27 protein-coding genes and 1 tRNA gene are annotated in these 25,977 nt (G+C 68.8%); 18 read left to right on the top strand and 10 right to left on the bottom strand.

Annotated elements, in window-relative coordinates:
• Nucleotides 1-34: 34 nt before the first annotated feature.
• The 8 genes from MT490_RS13670 (at nt 35) to MT490_RS13635 (ending at nt 6,172) form a co-directional block, all read left to right on the top strand.
• Nucleotides 35-949 (top strand): heme o synthase, encoded by a 915-nt coding sequence (locus MT490_RS13670; RefSeq protein ID WP_297388655.1) that lies wholly within the window; start codon nt 35-37, stop codon nt 947-949.
• The gene (locus MT490_RS13665) at nt 946-1,086 is read left to right on the top strand and encodes a hypothetical protein (RefSeq protein ID WP_297388652.1); all 141 of its coding nucleotides are present in this window, start codon (nt 946-948) and stop codon (nt 1,084-1,086) included. Before MT490_RS13670 ends, MT490_RS13665 begins: the two co-directional genes overlap by 4 nt.
• The gene (locus MT490_RS13660; RefSeq protein WP_297388650.1) at nt 1,083-1,616 is read left to right on the top strand and encodes a cytochrome c oxidase assembly protein; all 534 of its coding nucleotides are present in this window, start codon (nt 1,083-1,085) and stop codon (nt 1,614-1,616) included. The genes MT490_RS13665 and MT490_RS13660 overlap by 4 nt, the downstream gene beginning before the upstream one ends.
• Nucleotides 1,617-1,649: 33 nt before the next feature.
• Nucleotides 1,650-2,528, top strand: a complete 879-nt coding sequence (locus tag MT490_RS13655; protein WP_297388648.1) for a cytochrome c oxidase subunit 3 — start codon at nt 1,650-1,652, stop codon at nt 2,526-2,528.
• Between the two features lie 70 nt (nt 2,529-2,598).
• Nucleotides 2,599-2,946 carry a DUF983 domain-containing protein gene (locus MT490_RS13650; protein WP_297388646.1) on the top strand — a complete coding sequence of 116 codons (348 nt, stop codon included), beginning with the start codon at nt 2,599-2,601 and terminating at the stop codon, nt 2,944-2,946.
• Nucleotides 2,943-3,635: an SURF1 family cytochrome oxidase biogenesis protein gene (locus MT490_RS13645; RefSeq protein WP_297388643.1), complete on the top strand. Its 693-nt coding sequence runs from the start codon at nt 2,943-2,945 to the stop codon at nt 3,633-3,635. The genes MT490_RS13650 and MT490_RS13645 overlap by 4 nt, the downstream gene beginning before the upstream one ends.
• Before the next feature lie 116 nt (nt 3,636-3,751).
• Complete coding sequence (gene thrC, locus MT490_RS13640) at nt 3,752-5,143, top strand: threonine synthase (RefSeq protein ID WP_297388641.1); 1,392 nt, start codon at nt 3,752-3,754, stop codon at nt 5,141-5,143.
• A 159-nt stretch (nt 5,144-5,302) separates the two neighbouring features.
• Nucleotides 5,303-6,172, top strand: a complete 870-nt coding sequence (locus tag MT490_RS13635) for a class I SAM-dependent methyltransferase (RefSeq protein WP_297388639.1) — start codon at nt 5,303-5,305, stop codon at nt 6,170-6,172.
• 110 nt (nt 6,173-6,282) lie between these two features.
• Here the strand turns inward: MT490_RS13635 and MT490_RS13630 are convergent, their stop codons facing one another.
• Genes MT490_RS13630 through MT490_RS13620 form a run of 3 tightly spaced genes read right to left on the bottom strand, consistent with a single transcriptional unit; the run spans nt 6,283 to nt 7,894 of the window.
• Entirely contained in the window at nt 6,283-6,927 is a 645-nt protein-coding gene (locus MT490_RS13630) for a heme exporter protein CcmB (RefSeq protein ID WP_297388637.1), read from the bottom strand.
• Nucleotides 6,924-7,493, bottom strand: a complete 570-nt coding sequence (ccmA, locus tag MT490_RS13625) for a heme ABC exporter ATP-binding protein CcmA (RefSeq protein ID WP_297388634.1) — start codon at nt 7,491-7,493, stop codon at nt 6,924-6,926. The genes MT490_RS13630 and ccmA overlap by 4 nt, the downstream gene beginning before the upstream one ends.
• Nucleotides 7,490-7,894 carry a metallopeptidase family protein gene (locus tag MT490_RS13620; RefSeq protein ID WP_297388631.1) on the bottom strand — a complete coding sequence of 135 codons (405 nt, stop codon included), beginning with the start codon at nt 7,892-7,894 and terminating at the stop codon, nt 7,490-7,492. Before MT490_RS13620 ends, ccmA begins: the two co-directional genes overlap by 4 nt.
• A 29-nt stretch (nt 7,895-7,923) precedes the next feature.
• Here MT490_RS13620 and MT490_RS13615 point away from each other — a divergent pair, with 29 nt between their 5' ends.
• Complete coding sequence (locus tag MT490_RS13615; RefSeq protein ID WP_297388741.1) at nt 7,924-8,232, top strand: 4a-hydroxytetrahydrobiopterin dehydratase; 309 nt, start codon at nt 7,924-7,926, stop codon at nt 8,230-8,232.
• On the opposite strand, the gene MT490_RS13610 is transcribed toward MT490_RS13615, so the two are convergent.
• The gene (locus MT490_RS13610) at nt 8,229-9,020 is read right to left on the bottom strand and encodes an SDR family oxidoreductase (protein WP_297388629.1); all 792 of its coding nucleotides are present in this window, start codon (nt 9,018-9,020) and stop codon (nt 8,229-8,231) included. The genes MT490_RS13615 and MT490_RS13610 overlap by 4 nt on opposite strands.
• 53 nt (nt 9,021-9,073) lie before the next feature.
• Between MT490_RS13610 and MT490_RS13605 the strand changes: the two genes are divergently transcribed.
• The 4 genes from MT490_RS13605 (at nt 9,074) to MT490_RS13590 (ending at nt 15,069) form a co-directional block, all read left to right on the top strand.
• Nucleotides 9,074-9,841, top strand: coding sequence for an ATP-binding cassette domain-containing protein (locus MT490_RS13605; protein WP_297388626.1), 768 nt, complete (start codon nt 9,074-9,076; stop codon nt 9,839-9,841).
• 121 nt (nt 9,842-9,962) lie between these two features.
• Nucleotides 9,963-11,522 (top strand): ABC transporter permease/substrate-binding protein, encoded by a 1,560-nt coding sequence (locus tag MT490_RS13600; protein WP_297388623.1) that lies wholly within the window; start codon nt 9,963-9,965, stop codon nt 11,520-11,522.
• 44 nt (nt 11,523-11,566) lie between these two features.
• Entirely contained in the window at nt 11,567-14,032 is a 2,466-nt protein-coding gene (locus tag MT490_RS13595; protein WP_297388620.1) for a glycoside hydrolase family 3 protein, read from the top strand.
• Nucleotides 14,029-15,069: an aldose epimerase family protein gene (locus tag MT490_RS13590; RefSeq protein WP_297388617.1), complete on the top strand. Its 1,041-nt coding sequence runs from the start codon at nt 14,029-14,031 to the stop codon at nt 15,067-15,069. Before MT490_RS13595 ends, MT490_RS13590 begins: the two co-directional genes overlap by 4 nt.
• A gap of 167 nt (nt 15,070-15,236) precedes the next feature.
• Here MT490_RS13590 and MT490_RS13585 read toward each other — a convergent pair whose 3' ends face one another.
• From MT490_RS13585 to MT490_RS13560, 6 genes are all read right to left on the bottom strand, one after another.
• Entirely contained in the window at nt 15,237-15,656 is a 420-nt protein-coding gene (locus MT490_RS13585) for a nuclear transport factor 2 family protein (RefSeq protein ID WP_297388615.1), read from the bottom strand.
• 131 nt (nt 15,657-15,787) lie between these two features.
• Nucleotides 15,788-17,362 carry an aldehyde dehydrogenase (NADP(+)) gene (locus MT490_RS13580; protein ID WP_297388612.1) on the bottom strand — a complete coding sequence of 525 codons (1,575 nt, stop codon included), beginning with the start codon at nt 17,360-17,362 and terminating at the stop codon, nt 15,788-15,790.
• A 90-nt stretch (nt 17,363-17,452) separates the two neighbouring features.
• The gene (locus MT490_RS13575; RefSeq protein ID WP_297388609.1) at nt 17,453-18,253 is read right to left on the bottom strand and encodes a FadR/GntR family transcriptional regulator; all 801 of its coding nucleotides are present in this window, start codon (nt 18,251-18,253) and stop codon (nt 17,453-17,455) included.
• A 170-nt stretch (nt 18,254-18,423) separates the two neighbouring features.
• On the bottom strand, nt 18,424-18,792 hold the full coding sequence (locus tag MT490_RS13570; protein ID WP_297388605.1) for a hypothetical protein: 369 nt from the start codon (nt 18,790-18,792) through the stop codon (nt 18,424-18,426).
• Nucleotides 18,793-19,049: 257 nt separating this feature from the next.
• Nucleotides 19,050-21,950 (bottom strand): pre-peptidase C-terminal domain-containing protein, encoded by a 2,901-nt coding sequence (locus MT490_RS13565; protein WP_297388602.1) that lies wholly within the window; start codon nt 21,948-21,950, stop codon nt 19,050-19,052.
• Between the two features lie 295 nt (nt 21,951-22,245).
• Nucleotides 22,246-22,626 (bottom strand): group III truncated hemoglobin, encoded by a 381-nt coding sequence (locus MT490_RS13560; protein ID WP_297388597.1) that lies wholly within the window; start codon nt 22,624-22,626, stop codon nt 22,246-22,248.
• A 104-nt stretch (nt 22,627-22,730) separates the two neighbouring features.
• Between MT490_RS13560 and MT490_RS13555 the strand changes: the two genes are divergently transcribed.
• The 5 genes from MT490_RS13555 to MT490_RS13535 all read left to right on the top strand — a co-directional run.
• Nucleotides 22,731-23,066 (top strand): hypothetical protein, encoded by a 336-nt coding sequence (locus tag MT490_RS13555; RefSeq protein ID WP_297388594.1) that lies wholly within the window; start codon nt 22,731-22,733, stop codon nt 23,064-23,066.
• A gap of 41 nt (nt 23,067-23,107) precedes the next feature.
• Nucleotides 23,108-23,836, top strand: coding sequence for a 4-hydroxy-tetrahydrodipicolinate reductase (dapB, locus tag MT490_RS13550; RefSeq protein ID WP_297388592.1), 729 nt, complete (start codon nt 23,108-23,110; stop codon nt 23,834-23,836).
• A complete protein-coding gene (nth, locus tag MT490_RS13545; protein ID WP_297388589.1) occupies nt 23,833-24,504 on the top strand; it encodes an endonuclease III in 672 nt (223 codons plus the stop codon). The genes dapB and nth overlap by 4 nt, the downstream gene beginning before the upstream one ends.
• Before the next feature lie 260 nt (nt 24,505-24,764).
• Nucleotides 24,765-24,841, top strand: a tRNA-Arg gene (locus MT490_RS13540).
• Between the two features lie 437 nt (nt 24,842-25,278).
• The coding region (locus MT490_RS13535) for a hypothetical protein (RefSeq protein WP_297388586.1) at nt 25,279-25,977 on the top strand (699 nt) is incomplete at its 3' end.

Genomic DNA, 25,977 nt, shown 5'->3' with positions numbered 1-25,977 from the left:
TTGCGCGACCGGGGCTTATAGCGCCTCGCGAGTCATGACCACCACCGCCGCCTCCGTCACCCTTCCCGCCGACTGGCGCGACTTCCTTGCGCTCACCAAGCCGCGGGTGATGACGCTCGTCGTGTTCACCGGGCTGTGCGGGATGCTCGCGGCGCCCCCCGTGAACGGACATTCGATCCATCCGATCCTCGGCTTCACTGCGATCCTGTGCATCGCTTTGGGCGCGGGCGCGGCGGGGGCGCTCAACCAATGGTACGAGGCCGATCTCGATTCGAAGATGCGCCGCACCCAGGGCCGGCCGCTGCCCGCGGGGCGGATGGACCGGCAGTCGGCGCTGCATTTCGGCGTCGGGCTCGCCGGTTTCAGCCTCGCGCTGATGTATTTCGCGATCAATCTCGCCGCGACCCTGATCCTCGCCGTCTCGATCCTGTTCTACGTCTTCGTCTACACCATCTGGCTCAAGCGCCGCACCCCGCAGAATATCGTCATCGGCGGCGCGGCGGGCGCCTTTCCGCCGCTGATCGGCTGGGCGGCGGCGACCGGCGACGTCGCGCTGCTGCCGGTGCTGCTCTTCGCCCTGATCTTCCTGTGGACGCCGCCGCATTTCTGGGCGCTCGCGCTGTTCGTGAAGACCGACTACGCCAATGCCGGCGTGCCGATGCTGCCCGTGGTCGCGGGCGAGCGCACCACCCGCACCCAGATCGGGCTCTACACGCTGCCGATGATCGTCGCGGCGATCGCGCCCTGGCCGCTCGGGCTGACCGGCGCGATCTACGGCTGGTCGGCGGTGGCGCTGAGTGCGCTCTTCCTCGCCCTTGCCGCGCATGTCGCATTGCGCAACTCGGCCGCGGACGACGCGATGGTGCCCGAGAAGCGGCTGTTCAAATATTCGATCCTCTATCTGTTCCTGATGTTCGGCGCGCTGGTCGCCGATAGGTGGCTTGCATGACCGACAAAGATTCGACCGACCTGATCCGCGCCCGCCAGCGTTCGCGGGCGCGGATCATGGCGCTGCTGCTCGGCGCCTTCGTCATCCTCGTCTTCGCGATCTCGATCGTGAAGATGCAGATCGGCCACGCGGGATGAACCGCAACCTGCGCACCGCCCTGTTCGCCGCGCTGGGCGTCTGCACGATGACCGGGGTCGGCTTCGCGAGCGTGCCGCTCTACCGGATGTTCTGCGAGGTGACCGGGCTCAACGGCACCACCCAGCGCGGCCTGCGTGCGCCGGGCACCACCGGGCAGAAGATCACCGTCGCCTTCGACGGCAACGTCAGCGCGAAGCTGCCCTGGAACTTCGTGCCCGAGCGCCGCGCCGACACGATCGACATCGGCGGGCGCGACATGGCGTTCTTCAAGGCGAAGAACCTCTCCGACAAGCCCGTAACCGGCACCGCGACGTTCAACGTCACCCCCGCCGCGGCGGGCAAATACTTCACCAAGATCCAGTGCTTCTGCTTCACCCAGCAGACGCTTCAGCCGGGCGAGGAGGTCCGCATGCCGGTGATCTTCTACGTCGATCCGGCGATCCAGAAGGATCCCGACGCGAAGGACATTCAGGAGATCACGCTCTCCTATACATTTTACCCGGTGGATTCCGGGAAAACTGCAAGCTAGAGACGCCCCAAACCAAGGAACAGGGACGAGCCGATGGCCGGTGCCAAGAACCATCAATACCATATCCTTCCGCCGAGCATCTGGCCGTTGTTCGGCGCGATGGCGGCGCTCGTGCTCGCATCGGGCGGCATCATGTGGATGCACAGCATGTCGAGCGCGAACCTCGTGTTCTTCGCCGGCGTCGCGGGCATCCTGATCACCTTCTTCGGCTGGTGGTCGGACGTGATCAAGGAAGCGCATCAGGGCGATCACACCCCGATCGTCCAGCTTCACCTGCGCTACGGCATGATCCTGTTCATCGCCTCCGAAGTGATGTTCTTCGTCGGCTGGTTCTGGGCCTGGTTCGATTTCGCGCTCTTCCCCTCGACGGTCGAGGCGGTCGGCGGCCAGTGGCCCCCCAAGGGCATGCACGTCATCAACGCCTGGCAGTTCCCGCTGCTCAACACGCTGATCCTGCTGCTTTCGGGCTGCACCGTCACCTGGGCGCACCACGGGCTGATCCACAATCAGCGCGGCGGCGAGATGAAGGGCCTGTGGGGCCTGCTCGGCGTCGGCGAGAATGACAGCGTCAAGAAGGGCCTGTGGCTCACGGTCCTGCTCGGCCTGCTCTTCAGCAGCATCCAGGCCTATGAATATGCCGAATCGCCCTTCCCCTTCAAGGCGGCGAGCGAGCATGGCAGCAGCTATGGCGGCGCCTTCTTCATGGCGACCGGCTTCCACGGCTTCCACGTGCTGGTCGGCACGATCTTCCTGATCGTGAACCTCGTGCGCGTCTACAAGGGTCACTTCACCCCGCGGCAGCATTTCGGCTTCGAGGCGGCCGCCTGGTATTGGCACTTCGTCGACGTGGTGTGGCTGTTCCTCTTCGCCTCAGTCTATGTCTGGGGCGGCTGGGGCGCGCCGGTGCACTGAGGTGCCCGAGCAATCCAACCAATCGGGGGCCAACCAATCGGGGGGAGGCAGCACCACGCTGCCTCCCCCTGTGCATTCGGGGCTCCACGGCGCCTGCCCGCGCTGCGGCGCGCGGACGCTGTTCCGTAACTTCGTCGCCTTCGCCGACAGCTGCCCGGGCTGCGGGCTCGACTATCGCGCGTTCAACGTCGGCGACGGGCCGGTCGTCTTCCTGACGCTCGGCATCGGCGCGCTCGTCACTGCGCTCGCGCTCTGGGTGGAGTTCACCTTCGAGCCCGGGCTGCTCGTCCATGTGCTGCTCTGGGTGCCGTTCACGCTGGCGCTCACATTGCTCTCGCTGCGCGTCGGCAAGGGCCTGCTGCTCGCGCTGGAGTTCCGCAACCGCGCGGGCGAGGGCCGGATCGCCCAGGACCCATGACGCGCCGCATTCCCCTGATCCCCACCGCGATCGTCGCGCTCGCCGTCGCCGCGATGATCGGGCTGGGGCTGTGGCAACTGATGGTCCGCCTGCCGCAGAAGCAGGCCCAGCTCGCCCAGCTCGCCCAGCTCGCCGCCAATCCTGCCAAGCCCGAGATCGCCTTTCCGCGGCTCCCCGACGACCGGCTGCTGTTCCGCAAAGCGAGCGGCTATTGCGTCGCGCCGGTGACGGGCAAGCTCACCGGCGCGGGCAGCGCCGGCTTCCGCTACATCGTCGAGTGCCGCACCGGCGGGGCCGAGGGGCCGGGGATGCTCGTCCAGCTCGGCACCACGCGCGATCCGATGGCGAAGCCTGAATGGCCGGGCGGCGCCGTCAGCGGCTATGTCAGCCACGCCCCCGACGGCCGCTCGATGCTCGCCTCGCTGTTCGATCGCACGCCGAAGCGGCTGATGCTGGTGGCGGACACCCCCGCCCCGGGGCTCGCGCCCAATGCCGCGCCGGACCTCTCATCGGTGCCCAACAACCACCTCGCCTACGGCGTGCAATGGTTCCTGTTCGCTGCCGTCGCGACGGTGATCTATGTGCTCGCGCTGCGCTGGCGGGGGCGGAAATCATCCTCTCCCCTCCCTGCAAGGGAGGGGCCGGGGGTGGGTGGCGAGCGCAGCGAGCCTCCGACGGCGGCAAAATAAGCGACACACGGGGCATCGAGCCCCGCGTGTCGCTGACCCACCCCCTACCCCTCCCTTTCAGGGAGGGGAGTTTTGCTTGGCTTGCTCCCCTTGACCCGCCCCGCTAACCCGCCGCCATGCGCTACCAAAGCACCCGAGGCGCCGCGCCCCTGCTCGGCTTTCGCGACGTCACGCTCGCCGGACTGGCGAGCGACGGCGGGCTCTACGTCCCCGAAGCCTGGCCGAGCTTCACCCGCGAGGAGATCGCGGGGCTGGCCGGCCTTTCCTATGTCGAGACCGCCGTCCGGGTGATGCTGCCCTTTGTCGGGCCGGACCTCAGCGAGGACGAGCTCCGCGCGCTCTGCACCCAGGCCTATGGCCGCTTCGCGCATGCCGCGGTGACCCCGCTCGTCCAGCTCGACGAACGCAACTGGCTGCTCGAACTGTTCCACGGCCCCACGCTCGCGTTCAAGGACGTCGCGCTCCAATTGCTCGGGCTGCTGTTCGAGAAGTTCCTGTCCGGCACCGACAATCATCTGACCATCGTCGGCGCGACCTCTGGCGATACCGGCAGCGCCGCGATCGACGCGGTCGCCGGCCGCTCGGGCGTCGACATCTTCATGCTCCACCCCAAGGGCCGCGTCTCCGAGGTCCAGCGCCGCCAGATGACCACGGTGCGCGCGCCCAACGTCCACAACATCGCGATCGAAGGCAGCTTCGACGATGCCCAGGCGCTGGTGAAGGCGATGTTCAACCACGCGGACTTCGCCGGCCGTTTCCAGGTGACCGCGGTCAACTCGATCAACTGGGCGCGGCTGATGGCGCAGGTGGTCTATTATTTCTACGCCGCCGTCCGGCTGGGCGCCCCCGACCGCCCGGTCGCCTTCTCGGTCCCCACCGGCAATTTCGGCGACGTGTTCGCCGGCTATGTCGCGGCCAAGATGGGGCTGCCGATCGCGAAGCTGATCGTCGCGACCAATGTCAACGACATCCTCCACCGCGCGCTGTCCGCTGGCGACTATTCGACGGGCACGGTGACGCCCACCGCGGCGCCTTCGATGGACATCCAGGTCAGCTCGAACTTCGAGCGGCTGCTGTTCGACCTCGCCGGTGGCCCGATCGGCGAGCAGATGCGCGGCTTCGAGGCTGCACGCGCGATGCGGCTGACCAATGCGCAGCGCGAAGGCGCGGCGGCCCTGTTCGCGAGCGACCGCATCGACGCCGACGCGATGAACGAAGCGATGCGCTGGGGCCATGCCGAGGCGGGGCAGGTGATCGACCCGCACAGCGCGATCGGCCTCGCCGCCGCGCGCCGCGCCGGGCTGCCGGCCGACGTGCCGGTGGTGACGCTCGCCACTGCGCATCCCGCCAAGTTCGCCGACGCGGTCGAGCGCGCCACCGGCCTGCGCCCCTCGGTGCCGGCGCGGGTGGGCGACCTGCACGAGCGGCAGGAGCGCTACGACATACTCCCCGCGACCTTCGAGGCCGTGAGCGGCTATATCGCCGAGCGCGCGACGCCGCGCACGTAAATCCTCCCCCGGAGGGGGAGGTGGCAGCCGCAGGCTGACGGAGGGGTAGTCTCCCCAAGCGAATCGCTTGCGGCCAATACCCCTCCACCAGCTTCGCTGGTCCCCCTCCCCCTCCGGGGGAGGATTTGAGAAACGCGTGCGTCCTTCTATGGACGGCCGATGGACCTCATCACTCTCACCGGCGAGCCTTGGGCCGATTACGGGCTGATCGACTCCGGCCATGGCCGCAAGCTCGAGCGCTACGGCAAATACCGCTTCATCCGCCCCGAACCGCAGGCGATGTGGGCGCCGGCCTCGGCCGACTGGGACGCGCATGGCGAGTTCCTCCCCGGATCGGACGAGGAGGGCGGCGGCCGCTGGGTGTTCCACAAGCCCACCCCGCGCGAGGGCTGGCCGCTCGCCTGGGAGGAAGTCCGCTTCACCGCGCAGACCACGCCGTTCCGCCATCTCGGCTTCTTCCCGGACATGGCGCCGGTCTGGCACTGGATGCGCGCGCAAATAGCCGACAAACCCGAAGCCGAGTGCATGAACCTGTTCGGCTATACCGGTGTCGGCACGCTGGCGCTGGCCGCCAAGGGCGCGCGGTTGACGCATGTCGACGCATCGAAGAAGTCGGTCGCCGAGGGCAAGGCCAATGCTACGCTCTCGGGGATGGAGGACTTGCCCATCCGCTGGATGATCGACGATGCCGGCAAGTTCGTCGCACGCGAGGTACGGCGCGGGCGGCGCTATGACGGGATCATCCTCGATCCGCCCAAATGGGGACGCGGGCCGAACGGCGAGGTGTGGAAGCTCGAGGAAGGGCTGCCCGGGCTGATCGCCGACACCCGCAAGCTGCTCGACGCCGAATCGCGCTTCCTGTTCCTGACCGTCTATGCGGTGCGCATGTCCGCGCTCGCGATCGGCGAACTGGTCCGCCAGCATTTCGCCGACCTGGGCGGCGTGGTGGAAGCGGGCGAGTTGACGGTCCGCGAGGAAGCGCGCGGGCTCGAGCTGCCGACCGCCATCTTCGCCCGCTGGCGCCGCTGACCACGCGAAGCGCTTTCCTACCTTCTTCTTCGTGTCTTCGTGCCTTTGTGTGAGAAAAAATGACTCACACGAAGGCACGAAGACACGAAGAGATTTGAGCCGCTGCGCAGCTAACTCCGCCCCATCCGGATCGCCGCGCCGGCGACGAAGGGGCAGCCGGCGACCAGCAACAGGCTCACCGCGGCGAGCAGCTTGAACGCGCCCGGCTGGTCGCCGGTCGCGCCCGCGCCGAAGATCAGCAGCGGCACCGCGAAGGGCAGCATCACCAGCCCCGCCAGCGCCCCCGCGCCGCGCAGCCCCGCGACCAGCGCCGCGGTGGCGATGCCGAGCGCGGCCAGCCCCGGCGTGCCGATGGCAAGCCCCGCAAGGATCGGCAGCAAAGCGGCGCTGGGCAAATGCAGCAGCGCCGCCGCGATCACCGTCGCCGCGAGCAATGCCGGCGCGAAGCCGAGCCAGTGGCCGACCATCTTGGCCGCCGCCACCCCCGCATCGGGGATGCCGCGCGCGGCCAGCTGGTCGAGCACGCCGCTCTCGGCATCGGGCGTCACCAGCCGCTCGACCGGAAGCAATGCGGCCAGCAGCGCCGCCGCCCAGATCACCCCGCCGCCGACGCGCGCGAGCAGCTTGCCGTCGGGGCCGATCGCGAAGGGGAAGAGGATCGCGACGAGCAGGAAGAAGGCGATCGGCATCAGCATTCCGCCGGTGCTCCATGCACGCCTGAGCTCGCGCCAGACCAGGGCGGCGAAGGCGCTCACAACCCGATCTCCCGCGCGTCCGGCAGCGCGATCGGCAGGTGCGTCGCCACCAAGGCGATCCCGCCGCCCGTCCGATGCTCGGCGACCAGCCCCTCCAGGACCCGCACCGAAGCCGCATCCAGCCCGTTGGCGGGTTCGTCGAGCAGCCAGACCGGCGCGCCGCTCGCCACCACGCGCGCAAGTGCCGCGCGGCGGCGCTGGCCCGTCGACAGCAATCGCACCGGTACCCGCGCCAGATCGGCGAGCCCCACCGCCGCCAGCGCGCCGTCGACCGCCGCACCGCGCCCGTCGATCCGCGCCCAGAAGCGCAGCGCCGCGGCGACGCTCAGCTCGGGATCGAGCGCGGCCGTCTCGGCGAGCAAAGCGCGGGCGCCCTCGCCTTCCACCCGCCCGGCAGCGGGTGCGAGCAGTCCCGCCGCGATCCGGATCAGGCTCGACTTGCCGGCGCCGTTGGGTCCGGTGATCAGCGCCGCCTCGCCGGGCCCCAGCGCGAAGCCGAGCCCTTCGAACAGCAGCCGGCCCCCGCGGACGCACGCCACGTCGGCGAAGGCGAGGCCGGCACTCACCCGGCGGCGTCCTCCAGCGCGTGCATGTCGTCGTCGGACAGGCCGAAATGATGCCCCACCTCGTGCACGACGATGTGCGTGACGAGCGCCTGGAGCGAGACGCCGGTATCGCACCATTCGTCGAGGATCGCGCGGCGATAGAGGTGGATGCGATCGGGCAGGCCGCCCGAATCGAACGCCGATTTCTCGCCGACCGGGCGGCCGTGATAGAGTCCGGTCAGCTCGAACGGATCCTCGATCCCCATCGCGTCCAGCGTCTCGTCGTCGGCGAATTCCTCGACGAGCAGCACCACGTCGCCGAGATGCGTCGCGAAGGGCTCGGGGATACGCGCGAGCGCGTCGCGGGCGAGCGCCTCGATGACTGCCGCGTCCGGCGCGTGGGAAGGCGCTTGCCCGCTCATGCCCGAACCCATAGGCGGAGGGACGAAGGCTGGGCAAGGAGGCGATCATGGTGACGCGGTTGACCGAGGGGCACAGGCGCGAGTCGCTCGCCGCGATTCCCGACTGGAGCTATGACGAGGGCCGCGACGCGATCACCCGCCGCTTCACCTTCGCCGATTTCAACCAGGCGTTCGGTTTCATGACCCGCGTCGCCCTGCTCGCCGAGAAGGCCGACCATCATCCCGAATGGTCGAACGTGTGGAACCGCGTGGACGTGCTGCTCACCACGCACGACGCCGGCGGCCTTTCGCAGCGCGACATCCATATGGCGCAGGCGATCGACGCGCTGCTGGGTTAGGCGATCGCGCCGCGGCGCATCTCCTTGCGCAGCGCCTTCGGCATCCAGCGCGCGGCGAAGGCGAGGCGGCGCGCGGTCTTCCCGATGATGACGTGCACCTTGTCGCGCGCGATGCCGGACCAGATCTCCTCGGCCACCTGCTCGAGCGGCGTGAACTCGAGCCCCGCCGCCTGCACCGATTCGCGCGCGGTGCGGTTGGTGCCCGACACGGTCGAATCGAGCAAAGGCGTGTCGATGAAGCTCGGCATCACCACGCGGACCTTGATCCCGTCGAGCGCCCATTCGGCGTCGAGCGCCTCGGAGAAGCCACGCACGCCGAACTTGACCGCCGCATAGAGCGCGAGCCCGCTCGATCCGTAGATCGCCGCGGCGGAGGCGGTGTTGACCAGCGCCGAGCCCGGCGTCGCCTTGAGCAGGGGATAGGCCGCGCGCGCGCCGTTGATCACGCCGACCAGGTTGATACCGACGATCCGGTCGATCTCGTCGTCGCTCGCCTGGGCGAAGGGTCCACCCACCGCGATGCCGGCGTTGTTGAACAGGACATCCAGCCGGCCGCCGCTGGCTTCGGCGAAGGCGGCGAGCGCGCCCTGCCATTGGTCGCGATTGCGCACGTCCATGACGTGAGTCGTCGCCATGTCGGCGGGCAGCATCGCCCTGGTCGCCTCGAGCCTGGCGGCGTTGACGTCGGCGAGCCCGACGCGCCAGCCGCGGCTCGCGAACAGCTTCGCGACCGCCTGCCCGATCCCCGACGCCCCGCCGGTGATGAAGATCGCCTTCTCGCCCGCCATCCGCCCCTCTCCCGTTTTGACCTTTTGCGCTTCATCCCGCACAAAAGCCGGCGATGCCAGAGCAATCGCGCAGCCTTACCTTCAAAAATGTCAGTAAGGTCTATGCGGGCGGCGCGAAGGCCGTGGACGGCGTGTCGCTGGAGATCGCCGCCGGCAGCTTCGTCGCATTGGTCGGCGCCTCCGGATCGGGCAAGTCGACCCTGCTCAAGACGATCAACCGGCTGATCGCGCCGAGCGCAGGCGAAGTGCGGATCGGCGGCATGCCCGTAGACGCCGAGCCCCCGCACCTGCTGCGTCGGCGGATCGGCTATGTCTTCCAGAATATCGGGCTGTTCCCGCATATGAGCGTGGCGCAGAACGTCGCGATCGGACTTCGGCTGGCGGGCGAGCGCGACACCGCGGCGCGCGTGGCCGAGCTGCTCGACCTGGTCGAGCTCGCCCCCGAGCTGGGGACACGCATGCCCGACGCGCTTTCGGGCGGCCAGCGCCAGCGCGTCGGCGTGGCGCGCGCGCTCGCGTGCCGGCCCGGACTGCTGCTGATGGACGAGCCGTTCGGCGCGCTCGACCCGGTCACTCGCGACGGGCTCGGCAAGGCGATCCGCGCGCTGCACGACCGCATGGCGCTGACCACGATCCTGGTCACCCACGACATGGCCGAGGCATTGCTGCTCGCCGACCGCGTGCTGGTGATGGCGGCGGGCCGGATCGTCGCCGACGCGGGCCCACGCGAACTGCTGTCGGGCAAGGCCGGTGCGGTCGCCGACGCGCTGGTCGCGGTCCCGCGCGAACAGGCGCACCGGCTGGCGGAGCTGGAGAAGTGAGGGGTGCGCTCCAAGTCCTCCCCGAGCTCGTCTCGGGGAGGGGGACCAGCCGCAGGCTGGTGGAGGGGCGGCGGACGAAGTCCGCCGGCTACGCCGGCGGCCCCTCCACCATCGCTGCGCGATGGTCCCCCTCCCCCAGCAAGCTGGGGGAGGATCTGTGATCCCCGCCTTCGCTCGCGTCCCCGAGCTGCTCGCGCAGCATCTGCTGCTCGCTTTCTCCGCGCTGCTGCTCGGCCTCGTCGTCAGCCTCCCCCTCGCGGTGCTCGCGTCGCGCAACCGCAGCGTCGGTCGCATCGCATTGGGCTTCGCCAGCCTCGTCCAGACCATCCCCAGCCTCGCTCTGCTCGCGCTCTTCTATCCGATCCTGTTGTGGCTCTCGGCACTGGTCGGCGGCGGCATCCCGGCATTGGGCTTCCTGCCCTCGCTGCTCGCGCTGTCGCTCTATGCGCTGCTGCCGATCCTGCGGAACGGCGTGACCGGGCTCGCCAATCTCGACCCCGCGGTGCTCGAGGCCGCCGATGCGATGGGGATGACGCGCGGCCAGCGGCTGTGGCTGGTCGAGGCGCCCCTGGTCGCGCCGATGCTGATGGCCGGCATCCGCACCGCCGCGGTGTGGACGATCGGCGCGGCGACGCTCTCGACCACGGTGGGCCAGCCGAGCCTGGGCGACCTGATCTTCGCCGGGCTGCAGACGCAGAACTGGACCCTGGTGCTCGCCGGCTGCGTCGCCGCTGCGGGGCTGGCGCTGGCGGTCGACGCGCTGCTGGGGCTCGCCGAGCACGGCATCGCCCGGCGCAGGCGCGGGCTGGTCTGGGCGAGCCTCGCCGCATTGCTCGTCGCCGCGGCGGTCGCGCTGGCGCCGGCCTGGCCCGCGGCGCGCGGGACCGTCACCATCGGCGCCAAGGGCTTCTCCGAACAATATATCCTCGCCCGGTTGATCGGGCATCGGCTCGAGGCCGCGGGATACAAAGTGCGCTACCGCGAGGGGCTAGGCTCGGCGGTGGCGTTCGGGGCGCTCGCGGCGGGCGACGTGGACGTCTATGTCGATTATTCGGGGACGATCTGGACCAACCAGATGCACCGCACCGACGTGCCGCCGCGCGCCGCGATCGTCGACGGCGTCGCCAGATGGGCCAAGGCGACGCACGGGGTGACCCTGCTCGGATCGCTGGGATTCGAGAATGCCTATGCCTTCGCGATGCGCGGCGACGATGCCCGGCGGCGCGGCATCGCCAGCCTGAGCGACCTTGCGCCCCAGGCGGGCGAGCTCGACTTCGCCACCGATGTCGAGTTCCTCGAGCGACCCGAATGGGCCGCGGTGCGCCGTGCCTATGGCCTCGCCTTCAAGTCGGCGCGACCCTATCAGCCGACCTTCATGTACCGCGCGCTGGCGAGCGGCGAGGCCGATGTGATCCCGGCCTTCTCCTCCGACGGACGCATCGCCGCCGACAGGCTCGCTATCCTCACCGATCCCAAAGGCGCGATCCCCGGATATGACGCGATCCTGCTGCTCGCTCCGCCCCGCGCGGGCGACGCACGCTTCCAGGCGGCGTTGCGCCCGCTGATCGGCGCGATTCCGGTGGAGAAGATGCGCGAGGCCAATTATCGGGTCGACCGCGACGCCGACAAGCAAAGCCCCGATCAGGCGGCGCTCTGGCTGGCAGATGGACTCGGGCGATGAATTTGCGTTATCGCTAACACGAAGAACAATACGGAGGAGATGAGATGCGGCCTGGAACGAAGCTGTTGCTTGCCACCACGATTTTCTGGTCCGCGCCGGTTTTGGCGCAGCAAGCGCCGACAGCGCTGTCGGAAGGCCCCACCGTCGCCGATCCCGCCAAGTGGCCGAGCGCCGCGAGCCAGGGCTTGGTCGACGCCGCGACCGAGAAGCGCGTTTCCGAGCTGATGGCGAAGATGACGCTCGAGCAGAAGGTCGGGCAGATGATCCAGGCCGACATCGCCAGCATCAAGCCCGAGGATCTGCGCAAATATCCGCTCGGTTCGATCCTGGCGGGCGGCAATTCGCCGCCGCTCTCGGGCAATGACCGCTCGCCCCAGGCCGATTGGGTGGAAACCACCCGCGCCTTCCGCGCCGTCGCGATGGAGCCGCGCCCCGGCCAGGTCGCGATCCCGCTGATCTTCGGGGTCGACGCGGTCCACGGCAACAACAACGTCATCGGCGCGACGATCTTCCCGCACAATATCGGCCTCGGCGCCGCCAACGATCCCGCGATGATCCGCCGCATCGGCGCGGCCACCGCCGCCGAGACCGCGGCCGCCGGCCCCGACTGGGCGTTCGGCCCGACGCTCGCGGTGCCGCAGGACGATCGCTGGGGCCGCAGCTACGAAGGCTATTCGGAGGATCCGGCGATCGTCCGCTCCTATGCCGGCGAGATGATCCGCGGGCTCCAGGGCGAGCCCACCACCGCCGACCGCATCCAGAAGGGCCATGTCGCCGCATCGGCGAAGCACTTCCTCGGCGACGGCGGCACCTTCAACGGCATCGACCAGGGCGATACGCGCGTCAGCGAGGAAGAGCTGATCGCGATCCACGGCGCGGGCTATCCGAACGCGGTCAATGCCGGCACGCTCACCGTGATGGCGTCGTACAACAGCTGGAACGGCCAGAAGATGCACGGCAACAAGTCGCTGCTCACCGGCGTGCTCAAGGGCAAGATGGGCTTCCAGGGCTTCATCGTCGGCGACTGGAACGGCCATGGCCAGATCCCCGGCTGCACCAACACCGATTGCGCCGCGACCTTCAACGCCGGGCTCGACATGGCGATGGCGCCGGACAGCTGGAAGGGCCTGTTCGAATCGACGGTGAAGCACGTCAAGGACGGCACCATCCCGATGAGCCGAGTCGACGACGCGGTGCGCCGCATCCTGCGCGTCAAGGCGAAGCTCGGGCTGTTCGATCCGGCGCGCCCGATCGAGGGCAAGGCCGGCGTGCTCGGCAGCCCCGAGCATCGCGCGCTCGCCCGCGAGGCGGCCGCCAAGTCGCTCGTCCTGCTCAAGAACAATGGCGTGCTGCCGGTCAAGGCGACCGCGAAGGTGCTCGTCACGGGCCCCGGCGCCGATTCGATGGGGATGCAGACCGGCGGCTGGACGCTCAGCTGGCAGGGCGACGGCAACGGCAACGAGCTGTTCCCCAATGGCGAGACGATCTTCGCGGGCGTGAAGAAGGCGGTCGAGGCCGCAGGCGGCACCGCGACGCTCTCGGCGGACGGCAATTTCACGACCAAGCCCGACGTGGCGATCGTCGTGTTCGGCGAGCAGCCTTATGCCGAGATGCGCGGCGACATCCGCACGCTGGAGTTCCAGCCCGGCGACAAGCAGGCGCTGGGGCTGCTCAAGAAGCTCAAGGCCGCCGGCGTGCCGGTGGTGTCGGTGTTCCTCTCGGGCCGTCCGCTCTGGGTGAACCCCGAGCTCAACGCCTCGGACGCCTTCGTCGCGGCATGGCTGCCGGGCAGCGAGGGCGGGGCGGTGGCCGATGTGCTGGTCGGCGACGCGGCCGGCAAACCGCGCAGCGACTTCAAGGGCCGCCTGTCGTTCAGCTGGCCCAAAACCGCGGGGCAATTCGCGAACAACAAGGGCAAGCCGGGCTACGACCCGCTCTTCGCGCTCGGCTACGGCCTGACCTATGCCAAGGGCGGCACGGTGCCGGCGCTCAGCGAGGAGGCGGGCCTCGATCCGTCGCTCGGCAACACCAGCACCTATTTCGCCAAGGGCGTGACGCCCGCGCCCTTCTCCTTCGCGACCGACAGCCGGATCACGCGGCGGACGGTCGACGGCCCGCAGACGCAGGAAGGCGCGCAGCAGCTGACCTGGCCGAACGGCCCGGCGACGCTGCGGATCGGCGGCGGCGATCTCGACCTCACGCGCGAGGCGAACGGCGATCTCTCGCTCCAGATCAGCTACCGGGTCGACCGCGCCCCGGCGGGCAAGGTCAGCCTGTCGATGGAAGGCGGCGCCAACAAGGGGGCGATCGACGCGACCAGCCTGTTCACCGGCCAGACCGGCATTTGGAAGACCGCCAAGGTCTTCCTCAAATGCTATCAGCAGAACGGGGTCGACCTCGCCAAGGTCTCTGCGCCGCTGGTGATCGAGGCATCGGGGCCGTTCGAGCTCAGCATAGCCGACGTGCGCATCGTCTCCGATCCCAACGCCTCGGTCTGCCCCAAGCCGTGACGACGGGCGGCCCGATCGAGAGGATCGAGATCGCCCGCGGCGGCTATCGCGCCGAGCTGCTCACGCTCGGCGCGACGCTGCGGCGGCTCGAGGTGCCGGGACGCGACGGCAAGGCCGCCAATGTCGTGCTCGGCTATCGCGACCTCGCCGACTATCGCGCGCACCCGCGCTATTACGGCGCGGTCGCCGGGCGCTATGCCAACCGGATCGGCGGCGCGCGCTTCAGCCTGGACGGCACCGAATATCGCCTGACCGCCAATGAAGGCGCGAACAGCCTGCACTCGGGGCCGAAGGGCTTCGACTTGCAGGACTGGACGGTCGAGGCGCGCGACGCCCATTCGGTGACCTTCGCGCTCGTCAGTCCCCACCTCGATCACGGCTTTCCGGGCAATCTCCATGTCCGCGTGCGCTATGCGCTGGAGGCGGACGGGCTGGCGATCAACTTCCGCGCGACCACCGATCGTGCGACGGTGATCAACCTCACCCACCACGCCTATTTCAACTTGGCGGGCGAAGGCAGCGGCACGACGATCCTCGATCATGTGCTGCAGATCCCGGCGAGCCGGATCACGCCCGTCGATACCGAGCTGATCCCCATCGGGGCGCTGCGCGCGGTCGAGGCCACGCCGTTCGACTTCCGCACGCCCAAGCCGATCGGCCGCGACATCGAGATCGCCGACACCCAGCTCAAGCTCGGCCGCGGCTATGATCACAATTTCGTGCTCGACGGCGCGTCCGGGAAGATCCGCCGCATCGCGACCCTGTTCGAGTCCGTTTCGGGCCGCGTGATGGAAGTGCATTCGACCGAGCCGGGCGTGCAGTTCTACACGGGCAATTACCTGGCCGACGGCGCCCCGGGCACCGGCGGCGGCATCTATCCCGCGCGCGGCGGGCTGTGCCTCGAGCCGCAGAAATTCCCCGACAGCCCCAACAAGCCGGACTTCCCCTCGGCGCGGCTCGACCCGGGCCAGGAATATCGCCACGACATGGCGTTCCGGTTCCGGACGGCGGGGGACGTGAAGGAGGCGTTTGGGTAGGGAGGGCAGCGGACGCCACCGACCCAATCCTCCCCCGCCAGGGGGAGGTGTCGCCAAAGGCGACGGAGGGGGAGGTAAGCGACCGCTGGCCGAAGTGATTCCTCCCCCTCCGTCAGGCTGCGCCTGCCACCTCCCCCTGGCGGGGGAGGATTAAGTGCGCCCGCGCCCTACGGCGCCTTCCGCTCCACGTTGAAGATCTTGTTGACGATCCGCCACTCGCCATCGGCCTTCACCAGCGAGAGATAGTCGGTGAAGCGCACGCTCGGATAATCGAGCACCACCTTGGCCATGGCGGCGTTGCCGGTGACGTCGAGGCTCTCGATCGAGCGGCGGCGCTGGGCCTCGTCGGCGGCGGGCTTGCCGGGGGCGGCGGCGATATAGTCGGCGATGGTCCGCTCGGCGAAGGCGCCGTCGCGGTTCCAGTAGAGCATCGTCTTGGGGTGGAAGGCGGCGGTGAATTCCGCCGCGCTGCCGGTGGCGTGGCCGGCGAGATAATGGTTCACCGCGGCGCGGGCGCCCGCCTCGTCCCTCTCCTGCGCAAGGGCAGGCGTGGCGATGGTCAGTGCGGCAAGCAGCAGCATACGCATAGGCTGGACTCCTCGGAGTTGAAGAGCCCAGCCTAATGGCTTCGAAAGCCGGCGCAACGTTCGGCGGGCCGAACGTCGCGCCGGCGGGACGAGCGCCACGCCCTCCCTGTTGGGAGGGCGAATGTCGAAGCTTACAGCGTCGGCTTGCCGTCGACGCGGCGGGGGATGCCCGCCTCGCCGTCGCGCAGATCGGCCGGGAGCAGCACGGCGGGCAGATCCTGATAGGCGACCGGGCGCAGGAAGCGGTCGATCGCCAGCGTGCCGACCGAGGTGCTGCGGCCGTCCGCGGTCGACGGGAAGGGCCCGCCATGGACCTGCGCGTCGGTCACTTCGACGCCGGTCGGCCAACCATTGGCGAGGATGCGCCCGGCGAGCCGCTCGAGCACCGGCAGCAATTGCTGCGCCAGCCCGGTATCCGATTCCTCGAGGTGCAGCGTCGCGGTGAGCTGGCCCTCGAGCAGGCCGATCACCTTGGTGAGCTCCTCGATATCGGCACAGCGCACGAGCAGCGAGGCGGCGCCGAACACTTCCTCGGCATGGCTCGGATCGGCGATGAAGTCGGCGCCGGTCATCGTGAACAGCGCGCCGCGGCCCGAGGTCGGTCCGGCCGGCTCCTGCCCTTCGGCCACCAGCTTGAGCGCGGGCGCCGAGGCCCAGCGCGCGACGCCGCTCTCATAGGCGCGGTGGATGCCGGGGGTCAGCATCACCTGCGACGGCGCGCCGCACAGTGCGTCCGAAGCCGAGGTCACGAACCGGTCGAGATCGGGTCCCTCGAGTGCGAGCACGAGGCCGGGATTGGTGCAGAACTGGCCCGCGCCCATCGTCAGCGAGGCGATGAAGCCCTTGCCCAGCGCTTCCGCGCGCGCGGCGAGCGCGCCGGGGAGCAGGAACACCGGGTTGATGCTGCTCATCTCGGCATAGACCGGGATCGGCACCGGACGGTTGGCGGCGAGCTTCATCAGCGCGGTGCCGCCGCCGCGCGAGCCGGTGAAGCCGACCGCCTTGATCCGCGGATCGGTGACGAGCGCCGAGCCGACCGTGTTGCCCGCGCCGTTGATCAGCGAGAACACGCCGGCGGGCATGCCGGTCTTCTCGGCGGCGCGCGTGATCGCGCCGGCGACCAGCTCCGAAGTGCCCGGGTGCGCCGAGTGACCCTTGACGATCACCGGGCAGCCCGCCGCCAGCGCCGAGGCAGTGTCGCCGCCCGCCACCGAGAAAGCGAGCGGGAAGTTCGACGCGCCGAACACGGTGACCGGGCCGACCGGCACCATGCGCAGCCGCAGGTCGGGCTTGGGCGCGGGCTGGCGATCGGGGATGGCGTGATCGATGCGCGCGCGCAGATACTCGCCGAGCCGCAGCTCCTTGGCGAACAGCCGGAGCTGGCCCGCGGTGCGGCCGCGCTCGCCGGTCAGCCGCGCCTGGGGCAGGCCGCTCTCCTGCATCGCGCGCTCGACCAAAGTGTCGCCCAGCGCCTCGATCTCCTCGGCGATCGCCTCGAGGAACTTGGCGCGCTCCTCGCGCGGCAGGTTCGAATAGATCGGGAAGGCTGCCTCGGCGGCAGCCGTGGCGGCCTCGACATCCTCGGTCGTGGCGACGGTGAAGCTCGGCTCGATCTCGGCACCGGTCGCCGCGGCGACTGCCTTGAAGCCCGGACCATCCCGCGACACGCGCTTCGAAGCGACGAACAATTCCCCAGTCAGCGCCATGCGAACTCTCCCGATCCCAAAATGAAGTTAGCGGTAACAGATTGTCGGGCGCGACTTAGGCACGCCCGGGCCGCGGTTCAATCCCGCATGTCAGCAGCACGCCGCGATCGGCCCGCCGCCGCCGCCCTCGCGCGCTTCCATCGTGTCGGCCAGGCCGCGATCGACCAGCCGCGCCATCGCGTCGTGCGCGCCCTGCGCGTCCTGCGCCTCGATCGCCTCGTACACCGCGAGGTGGACCGGCAGCGCGTCGTGCGGCGCGGGCAGGCGGTGCTGCTTGAACGCGGTGGTGATCGCGATCGCCGCGGCGACGCCGCTGGTCAGCGAGACGACGAAGTCGTTCGCCGAAGCCTCGAGCAGCGCCGAATGGAATTCCTCGTCGCAGCGCCGGCCGATCTCGGTGGCGAAGCCGTGCCGCGCGACGCCGTCGAGCCCCGCCTTCATCCGCGCGAGCTGCTCGGGCGTGCGGCGGGTCGCCGCCAGCCGCGCGGCATCGGGCTCGACGATGCGGCGCAGCTCGAACAGATTGACGATCAGGTCGGTGTCAGGCTCGCCGACGAAGATCCAGCCGAGCACGTCGGGATCGAGCAGGTGCCATTCCTTGCGCGGCGAGACCTGCGTGCCGATCTTCGGCCGCGAATTGACCAGTCCCTTGGCCGCGAGGATGCGGATCGCCTCGCGATAGGCAGTGCGCGAGACGTTGAACTGCACGCTCGCGGCGATCTCGCCCTCGAGGATCTCGCCCGGCTTGAGTACGCCCGAGACGATGCGGATGCCGAGCTCGCGCGCCACCGTGCCGTGCAGCCGCAGCGAACGCGGCCGCGGCGGGCGCCGCCGCACGCGCTTGGGCTTGGGCGTGGCATCCGGCTTGGGCTTGGGCTGGGCGGTGGCCATCGGCTCCCTGGTGACCTGCGGCGGCCGGGCGACGATCGTGCCCGGACGAGAAAGAATTCCGGCACAGCCGCGCGGAAGCGCGACGAGCCAGACCGGGTCTTAGCCATATTTGGCCGATGTCGAAAGAGCATCTGGAAGCGGAGGCGCGCTCCGGCCGCGGGATGGCCGGGCTATCGCGCCGGTCCCGCCCGGAAGTCCAGTATCTCGCCCTCGCCGCGGACCTTGCAGCGGAAGCTCCACGGGCCGCGGCCCCGCCGGCGCTGCTCGTCCCGGTTCGGCGCGATGGTTCCGGTGATCAGGAACATCCGGTGCCCGGCGAGGCGCAATTCCTTGTACGTCGCCTCGCCATGGCGCGCCGCGCGGGCCCGGCAGGCCGCGATCGCCAGGCTTTCCCGGCTCACCCGGCCTTGCCGGCCGACAGGCTTGGCCGACTCGGTCGCGACCTGCGGCGTTCCCCGCCGGAACCCGGCGGCCTGCCCCTCCGCCGACGGGGCCGGAAACGACGACAGGATCAGGGCGGTGAAGAAGGCCTCAAACACGATCGATTACCCTTGTTCTGCGCGGGCAACGTGCAAATCGCGGCGATATTGCCCGAGACATGCTGAACCTAGCCGGACTCGATCCTCAAATCCTCCCCCGCCAGGGGGAGGTGGCGCCGAAGGCGTCGGAGGGGGAGGTAAACGGCGCACCCTCCAACGAAACACAGTGGTTCCGCCCCCTCCGTCACGCTGCGCGTGCCACCTCCCCCTGGCGGGGGAGGATTGAAAGCCTTCGCTCGCCTGAATGTCGATCCAACCTAGAACAGGATATCGCCCTGGGAGAGCTGGACATTGCCCAGCGAGACGACGAAGTCGGCGACCCTGTCGCCATCGACGTCCCCGGCGACGAAATAGTCGCCATGCTCGCGGTAGCTCCGCAATTCGCCGGCGGTGCCGCCGAACCCCTTCGAGCCGATCCACTTGAACGCGTCATCCGCAGCGGTGCCGGCGATCGCATCGATTCCGCTGAGGTCGAGCTTGTCCTGGCCGCGGCGGAAGTCGCCGACGCTGTCCCTGCCGCCGAGATCGGTGAAGGCGAAGACGTCCCTGCCCGATCCCCCCAGCAAGGTGTCGTTGCCGGCCCCGCCGTTGAGCCGGTCCGCACCGTCGCCGCCATTCAGCGTGTCGCTCCCGTCGTCGCCGTTCAGCGTGTCGTTGCCGTTATCCCCATAAAGGAAGTCGCTGCCGCCGCCGCCGTTCAGCACATTGGCGATATTGTTGCCGAACAGCGTGTCGCCATGCGCCGAGCCGGTGACGTTCTCGAAGTTGAGCAGCCGGTCGCCGGTCGCGAAGCCGCCGATGCCGTCGGCGAGATAGTCCTCGATCGCGCCGCCGAGATTCTGCCAGAACGAGCCCGACCCGCCGCGGACATTGTCGAGACGGACGAGCGCGCTGGCATCGGATGCCTCATAGCTCACCGTGTCGATCCCCGCGCCGCCGTCGAGCAGGTTCCGCTCGTCATTGGCGATGATCAGATTGTCGAGCGCGTTGCCCGTCCCGTTCTTCGCGCCGCCGACGAGCTCGAGGATTTCGAGATTGTCGCCCAGCACATAGTCGATCGAGGCGATCACCCGGTCGCTGCCGCCTTCGCCGGCCAGCTCCGCGATCGCCTCGCCGGCCTCGTCGACGACATAGCTGTCGTCGCCGGCGCCGCCCTTCAGCACGTCGGCCGAACCGTCCGAGCCGCCTTCGAAGCGATCGTTGCCGGTGCCGCCGTCCAGCGTGTCCAGCCCCGCGCCGCCGCGCAGAATGTCGTCGCCGTCGCGGCCGAGCAATATGTCGTCGCCGTCATTGCCGGTGAGCGTGTTGGCAGCGGCATTGCCGATCAGCACGTCGGCGGCGCTGCCGCCGGTGGCGTTCTCGAGCACCGTCCCCCGGGCGATGGTGTAACCGCCATAGACGCCCTCGGCATGCGAGATCACGCCGGCGCCCGTGGCCGAGAAGTCGATCGTCGCCGCGGTCAGGTCGATCCGCGCCGATTGGGTGCCGTTGTGCTGGATGGTGTCGGTGCCGCCGGTGTCCCAGATCGTCTGGAAATAGCCATCGCCGGCATTGACCGCCGGGAGGACATAGACATTGTCACCGGCCGCAGCCGTGGCGTTCGCGCCGTACTTGATCTGCAGCAGCGCGATGTCGAGCGCCGAGAGCGAGCCGTTATAGGCCTCGTCGATCTCCAGATAGGGCGTACCCGCGTCGATGTACCAGGGCACGCCATAGGGGTCGTTGGCCGGATCGAGCGGCCAGCCCGGATTGTACGACATCACGGTGTAGACGCCCTGGTTCAGGTCGAACGCGCCATAGGAATCGAACGCGCCGAACACGCCCGGCAGGATCGTCGATCCGCCGCCGGTATCGTGCGGATGGGCGAGGCCCATGGCGTGGCCGAACTCGTGGACCAGGGTGTAGAAGGCGTAGCCGCCCTGCTCGAGCCCGCCATTCTCGCGATTGGCGGTATCGGCGTCCGGACCGTCCTCGTCCCAGCCGAAGCCGTCGCGCCAGAAGACGCCGACGCCGGCATTGGTCTCGCCCGGCGGGTTGAAATAGCCGAGCACGCCCGCCGTATCGCCCGCGGTGGTATTCTTCACCACCAGCTTGAAATCGGCTTCGGCGGCGTTGGTCGTCACGGTGTAGTGGACGGGCAGCACCTTCTCATATTGCTGCAGGGCCAGCATCGCCTGCTGCTGCTCGTACGCGTTCCAGCCGATCGACGTCTCGCCGTCGAAGGTCTCGCCGGCCTGGGCGAAATAGACCTTGATCTCGCCGTCCGCGGCGCCGGGCACGACATTGTCGTTGCCGCCCCAGTTGATCGCGTCGAGCGGGTTCATCCCGCTCAAGTCGAAGGTCTTGACGCTGAGCTCGTATCCGGCGTTCGACGCGGCGCCGGCGGCGCGCGCCGAGGCGACGTCGTGGCTGACGCGCAGATAATAGGTGCCGCTCTCCGCCGGCACGAACGAGACGGCGGCATTCTGGTCGCTGCTCGAGATGTCGCCGCTGAAGCCGGCGATCGTCGTGCCGTCGGGCGCCATCACGTGGAGCCGCAGGTCGCCCTCGGGGCCGACATAATAGTCCCAGCCACCCGAGGCCTGGAACTCGTAATATTGGCCGGCGACCAGATCGACCTTGTAATAGTCGACGTCGCTGAAGTCGGTGGCGCTCGTCGCATCCATGAAGCCGAGCGTGGAGGACCCCACCGCGACGGCCTGCGCGCCCGCGACCGTATTGGAGACGTCGGCGCCGCGCTCAGCGACCGCGAGGGTGTAGTCGCCCGGGATGCCGGGATTGGCCGCATCGGACCAGGCGCCCGCCTCGACATAGACCACGCCGGTATAGGTCGCGGTGTAGGTCAGCAGCGCATTCGAGCCGGTGCCGCCCTCGTCGTCCGCCGCGATCGCCGATCCGCCACTATTGTAGAGGAAGATCTGCGGATCGGGCATCGCGCCCGGCCCGGTGCCGTTCAGCGAGATGACGTAGGTCTGACCCGCCACTACGTTCAGCGTGTAATAGTCGTAATCGTCGCTCGGGCTGATCTGGCCGCTCTTCGGCGTGCCCGGCGTGATCGGCTGGAAGTCCGGTTCGTCCTCGAGGGCGCCTTCGGCGGTCAACGCCAGCACGGCATCGCTAATCTCGCGCTCGGTCTCGCTGATCAAATTAATGGCCATCGCTTGATCCCCTGAAAGAAGGAAGCGCATCGCCCGGCGGCGACGACGCTAATGTGCTGCGACCCCGGGTTTTGCCCGGTATTGAGCGACAGGAAGGATGGAGATGATGGTCAGTCTAGGTTCGCCCCGAAATCCTAACCGTCGATTCTGACTACACTTTCACACGCCAAGACTATCTCCGCAACACCCGCGACGACAGGCGCCGCAAAGAAAGTCGATCTTTGGCGCCGGGAAAAGCCGACCGCTCTGGCGAAGCGCAAAGGGCCTGTGCGCGGGCCGACCGGCCCGATTCGCCTTAAGCCGTCCGCGCCCGGTTCCGGTAGAAATCGATGCCGAGCGACAGGCTCTCGGCGATCCGCGACGCCTTGTCCTGCATCGCCGCGGCATGCTCGGGACGGAGGAGCGCGTCGGTGGTCTCGCGCCAGAGCGCCAGCCAGCGCGCGAACGCCGCGGGGGTGATCGCCGCTTCGTGGCGCACATGGGCGGGGATGGGCTGGCCCTTGTAGCGGCCGCTGGTCAGCATGACCGAGGACCAGAAGGCCTGAAGCCGCTCGAGATGCTCCGGCCAGTCATGGATCGCGCCGTTGAAGATCGGCCCCAGCATGTCGTCCTGGCGGACGCGCGCATAGAATGCGTCGACCAGGCGTTTCAGATCGGCTTCGGTGAGTTCGGACATGCGCGCGAAATCGTCCGGCATCCGCTCGAATTCAAGGGCATAGGTCCGCCATGCCTCTGCCGCAAATGCGCGGTTAGCTGCGCCCCGCCGCGGGAGACCTGCCCATGATGTTGCTCGCATTGCCGCTCGCCTACGCCGCGGCGCAGGATCTCCCCCTGGTCCCGGGCGGCGAGGACGACGGCACGCGGACGATCGTCGCCGAGCCCCGCTGCGATTCGTCGGGCGACGAGATCGTCATCTGCCGGAAGGACGATCAAAGCCAGTTCCGCCTCAAGAAGACCGAGCCGCGCTATCAGGGGGCACCGGTGCGCGCGACGCGCCAATTGGGCCCGGGCGTGCTCTCGGTCGAAGGCGAGCAGCGCGCCCTCCCGGGCGGCGGCGGCGGACCGGCGGCGATGGTCCGGTTCAGGATCCCGCTGGGGCGCAAGGACAAGAAATAATAGCTGTCGTGCGGCCCGCCTCCTGTGCCACAGCAGCGGTCATGACGAGCATCGGAATCTTCGGGAGCATGGGCCGGATGGGGCAGGCGATCGCCGCGATCGCCCCCGGCCTGGGAGCGACGATCGCGGGCGGCAGCGACGTCGGCGACAATCCCGCCGATCTCGCGCGCAAGGCCGACGTGCTGGTCGACTTCTCGGCCCCCGCCGCGCTCGAGGCGCATCTTGCCGCCGCGCGCGCCGCCCGGACGCCGATCGTCATCGGCACCACGGGCCTCAGCGAACGCCACCACGCGCTGATCGACGCCACCGCCGACGAGATCCCGGTACTCCAGACCGGCAACACTTCCCTGGGTGTAGGCCTGCTCGCCTGGCTGGTGCGCGAGGCCGCGGCGCGGCTCGGGCCCGACTGGGACATCGAGATCGTCGAGACGCACCACCGCAACAAGGCCGATGCGCCCTCGGGCACCGCCTTGATGCTGGGCAAGGCGGCCGCGCAGGGCATCGGCACGACGCTCACCGAAGCGGGGGTCACCGATCGCGCCGGGCTCACCGGCCCGCGCGCCGAGGGCACGATCGGCATGGCGTCGCTGCGCGGCGGATCGGTGGTCGGCGATCACAGCGTGGTCTTCGCGACCGCCGGCGAGCGCCTCGAGCTCACTCACCGCGCCGACGATCGCGCGATCTTCGCGCGCGGCGCGGTCCAGGCGGCTTTGTGGCTCCGGGAGCAGCCGCCGGGCCGCTATACGATGGACCAGGTGCTCGGGATTTGAAGAAGCCGGACATCGTCGCGTTCTTCGAACGGCTCGCGGCCGACAATCCGCATCCCGAGACCGAGCTCGAATATTCCAACGCCTATACCTTGCTCGTCGCGGTCGTGCTTTCCGCGCAGATGACCGATTCCGGAGTCAACAAGGCGACGCGCACCCTGTTCGCCGAGGCCGATACGCCCGAGAAGATGCTCGCGCTCGGCGAGGAGACGCTCCGGGAGCGGCTGCGCACGATCAACTTCTACAACACCAAGGCGAAGAACGTCCTGGCGCTCAGCCGCGCGCTGATCGAGGAACATGAAGGCGAGGTCCCGGCCGACCGCGAGGCGCTGGAGAAGCTGCCGGGGGTCGGGCGCAAGACCGCCAATGTCGTGCTCAACACCGCCTTCGGGCGCGAGACCTTCGCGGTCGACACGCACATCTTCCGCGTCTGCAACCGTACCGGGCTGGCGCGCGGCAAGACCCCGCTCGACGTGGAGCTGAAGCTCGACAAAAGCGTGCCCCAGCCCTTCCGCATCCACGCGCATCACTGGCTGATCCTGCACGGCCGCTACACGTGCAAGGCGCGGACCCCGGAATGCTGGTGCTGCACCGTCGCCGATCTCTGCGCGTTCAAGCCCAAGACTCCGCCGCCCGCACGCAAGCCGGCGAAACGCGCCGCTGCGTCCTGACGCGGAAACGGCTGGCGCGCTTCGTCCGGCTTTGCTAGGCGCGGCTTCCAGGCACCCGTAGCTCAGCTGGATAGAGCGCTGCCCTCCGAAGGCTCACGTCCAACGCGAGAGTAAAGGAATCATACAATATTTTCGGCTACTTAGGAAGGCCGGCGAAAGGACGAAGAAAAAAACTCACCAGAAACTCACCGTGATCGGACAGCCATTTTTGATCGCGGATTGACCTTCTTCGTCACAACAAATACGGCTTCAAGCCATCCGCACCCGTAGCTCAGCTGGATAGAGCGCCGCCCTCCGAAGGCGGAGGCCACAGGTTCGAATCCTGTCGGGTGCGCCAAAATATTCTATAAAATCAGTTAGTTGTAATGGATGCGACGATCCCATCTGCGGTGTCGCTGATTCCCAAACTCACCAACCTCGGCAGCGATACCCGCAAGTCCCCTGGATTTCGGCCGGAAAATGCCGGGTGCAAACTCACCAGAGACAACGAAATGAAGGCGGGGCGATCGAATACCACGTCGCGAGCAGTCGCGACTGGAAGTCTTCGCCTTGGGTTTCGGAACATCTGTCATGCGACACACTGCTGTCCTGGTTCGAGCAGGAAAAGAAATAGCTGGGGGAAGTCTCCCCCTGAGCGGGAGCCCTTGGGTCTCCCGCTACCCCCTCTGCGGGGACACCCCGCAACGCCCCGAGAGTGAGAGTCCGCCCGGTCGGCCGTGACGGGCTCACGAGGCAGAGGGAGTGACCCCTGCCGGCCCGTCGCGGAGACTTGCGATGGCGCTTTCCACCGCCGCGACCCGCGTCGGCTATGATCCGGCGAGCCTCATCATTCTTGGCCAGACCCCAGACCGCGACGCGATCCGATTGCGCGTGCTTAGCCTGGGCGCTGGCGTCCAATCGACCACGCTGGCGCTGATGGCCGCCCACGGCGAGATCGGGCCGATGCCCGATTGCGCCATCTTCGCCGACACCGGCTGGGAGCCGCGCGCCGTGCGCGAGCATCTCACCTGGCTCATGTCCGCGAAAGTGCTGCCCTTCCCGGTGCATATCGTCTCGGCCGGCGACATTCGCGCCGACCTGTTGCGCGCTGGCAGCGGCGCGCGCTGGGCTTCGATCCCCGCTTTCACGCGCACCGTGAAACGCGGCCGCATCGAGGTCGGCATGATCCGGCGCCAATGCACCAAGGACTACAAGATCGTCCCCATTCGCCGGAAGGTGCGCGAGCTGGTCGGCCTGACCCGCCGCCGCTCGCCGGACCATGCGATCGTTGAGCAATGGATCGGCATCTCGCTCGACGAGCTAATGCGGATGAAGCCGTCGTTCGAGGCATGGCAGGTCAACCGTTGGCCGCTCGTCGAGCAGCGCATGGCGCGCCACGACTGCCTGCGCTGGCTGGAACGGCACGATTATCCGATCCCGCCCAAGAGCGCCTGCGTCGGCTGCCCCTTCCATTCCGACATGCGCTGGCGCGAG

The sequence above is a fragment of the Sphingomonas sp. genome, assembly GCF_026460985.1.
Classification (GTDB): Bacteria; Pseudomonadota; Alphaproteobacteria; order Sphingomonadales; family Sphingomonadaceae; genus Sphingomonas.
This window is presented reverse-complemented; position numbering and strand designations above follow the sequence as displayed.

Excerpts from the sequence above, each read along its gene's own strand:
- MT490_RS13670 (WP_297388655.1), top strand. The coding sequence starts at position 35 with ATGACCACCACCGCCGCCTCCGTCACCCTTCCCGCCGACTGGCGCGAC.
- MT490_RS13665 (WP_297388652.1), top strand. The coding sequence starts at position 946 with ATGACCGACAAAGATTCGACCGACCTGATCCGCGCCCGCCAGCGTTCG.
- MT490_RS13660 (WP_297388650.1), top strand. The coding sequence starts at position 1,083 with ATGAACCGCAACCTGCGCACCGCCCTGTTCGCCGCGCTGGGCGTCTGC.
- MT490_RS13655 (WP_297388648.1), top strand. The coding sequence starts at position 1,650 with ATGGCCGGTGCCAAGAACCATCAATACCATATCCTTCCGCCGAGCATC.
- MT490_RS13645 (WP_297388643.1), top strand. The coding sequence starts at position 2,943 with ATGACGCGCCGCATTCCCCTGATCCCCACCGCGATCGTCGCGCTCGCC.
- thrC (WP_297388641.1), top strand. The coding sequence starts at position 3,752 with ATGCGCTACCAAAGCACCCGAGGCGCCGCGCCCCTGCTCGGCTTTCGC.
- MT490_RS13635 (WP_297388639.1), top strand. The coding sequence starts at position 5,303 with ATGGACCTCATCACTCTCACCGGCGAGCCTTGGGCCGATTACGGGCTG.
- MT490_RS13620 (WP_297388631.1), bottom strand. The coding sequence starts at position 7,894 with ATGAGCGGGCAAGCGCCTTCCCACGCGCCGGACGCGGCAGTCATCGAG.
- MT490_RS13610 (WP_297388629.1), bottom strand. The coding sequence starts at position 9,020 with ATGGCGGGCGAGAAGGCGATCTTCATCACCGGCGGGGCGTCGGGGATC.
- MT490_RS13605 (WP_297388626.1), top strand. The coding sequence starts at position 9,074 with ATGCCAGAGCAATCGCGCAGCCTTACCTTCAAAAATGTCAGTAAGGTC.
- MT490_RS13600 (WP_297388623.1), top strand. The coding sequence starts at position 9,963 with ATGGTCCCCCTCCCCCAGCAAGCTGGGGGAGGATCTGTGATCCCCGCC.
- MT490_RS13595 (WP_297388620.1), top strand. The coding sequence starts at position 11,567 with ATGCGGCCTGGAACGAAGCTGTTGCTTGCCACCACGATTTTCTGGTCC.
- MT490_RS13585 (WP_297388615.1), bottom strand. The coding sequence starts at position 15,656 with ATGCGTATGCTGCTGCTTGCCGCACTGACCATCGCCACGCCTGCCCTT.
- MT490_RS13580 (WP_297388612.1), bottom strand. The coding sequence starts at position 17,362 with ATGGCGCTGACTGGGGAATTGTTCGTCGCTTCGAAGCGCGTGTCGCGG.
- MT490_RS13575 (WP_297388609.1), bottom strand. The coding sequence starts at position 18,253 with ATGGCCACCGCCCAGCCCAAGCCCAAGCCGGATGCCACGCCCAAGCCC.
- MT490_RS13565 (WP_297388602.1), bottom strand. The coding sequence starts at position 21,950 with ATGGCCATTAATTTGATCAGCGAGACCGAGCGCGAGATTAGCGATGCC.
- MT490_RS13560 (WP_297388597.1), bottom strand. The coding sequence starts at position 22,626 with ATGTCCGAACTCACCGAAGCCGATCTGAAACGCCTGGTCGACGCATTC.
- MT490_RS13555 (WP_297388594.1), top strand. The coding sequence starts at position 22,731 with ATGATGTTGCTCGCATTGCCGCTCGCCTACGCCGCGGCGCAGGATCTC.
- dapB (WP_297388592.1), top strand. The coding sequence starts at position 23,108 with ATGACGAGCATCGGAATCTTCGGGAGCATGGGCCGGATGGGGCAGGCG.